This window comes from Paenibacillus rhizoplanae (genome assembly GCF_042684125.1).
Classification (GTDB): Bacteria; Bacillota; Bacilli; order Paenibacillales; family Paenibacillaceae; genus Paenibacillus_AQ; species Paenibacillus_AQ rhizoplanae.
Genome location: NZ_JBHUKY010000072.1, coordinates 145,796 through 146,846 on the forward strand (window position 1 = coordinate 145,796; position 1,051 = coordinate 146,846).

The window sequence follows — 1,051 nt, forward strand, 5'->3', positions numbered from 1 at the left end:
CGGGAAATGGCCAAAGACAGTCATTGCGGATGCAGGCTACGGCAGCGAAGAAAACTACGCCTATCTGGAAAAGAAAGGGATACAGGCGGTGGTGAAGTATAGCAGCTACCACAAGGAAAAGACTAAAGCTTGGAAAGCGAATGTTGGTAAAATCGAAAACTGGACATATGATACAGCCGAGGATCACTGGATGTGCCCAGCTGGGAACAGGCTGCGTTTCCACAGGGAAAGCAAGGAGACCCTAGAAAGCGGCTATGAAATTCGCAGACGGCATTACCGAAGCAGCTCCTGTGAAGGCTGCCCTCTAAAGGAGCGCTGTACGAAAGCGGCAGGAAATCGGGAGGTGGTCGTCAGTCTGGAACGGCTGCGATACCAGAACCAGGCACGGGAAATTCTACGGAGTGAATAGGGCTACGCCTTAGCGGTACGCCAAATGACGGAGCCGGAAAGTGTATTCGGACAACTGAAGAACAACCGGGGGTTCCGGCGATTTCTGCTTCGCGGCATGGAGAAAGTGACGCTTGAGGTCGGGTGGCTTTCCCTTGCTCATAATCTGCTGAAGCAAGCCACCAATGACCAAAAACGCAGAGCAGCGATCCTCCAATAACGGCAGAATCGCTGCTCTGCTCACTTTTTGTAGCATTAAGAATGAAGAGAACTCTCTTCCGCCGTAGAAAATCTACTTTTGGGACAGCCCCTTCTATTTAAGACGCACTAAAGAAATTAACAAAAAGCAAAAAGAAGCGGAGGGGAATTTTGGAACTGTAGGAGCGATAGCGTCCGCCTTTGTGTTTGGATTTCTACCGCCAGAAAGCGGTTTATATGAGGAAATCCAAACACAACAGCGGCCGGAGGGCCAAATGTTCACCGCAGCGACGACCCAGCTTTGAGTTCGAACCTTAAGTGTGTCTTATATATTTATTATTTATTTGATGTATTTTCTTATATGAGCATTTTGCATTAATCTAAGCCCTTGTTACACAAAGGTTTTTCGAGTATAAAAAAGGACTTCACCCCAACTTGGAGAAGTTTTTTGGTAACGACACCAAAA

The 1,051-nt window shown here is 47.7% G+C and carries 1 pseudogene; it reads left to right on the forward strand.

Annotation, left to right across the window (positions count from 1 at the left end):
- Window positions 1-607: pseudogene (locus tag ACFSX3_RS27760) on the forward strand (transposase); the annotation flags it as partial.
- Between the last annotated feature and the right edge of the window lie 444 nt (window positions 608-1,051).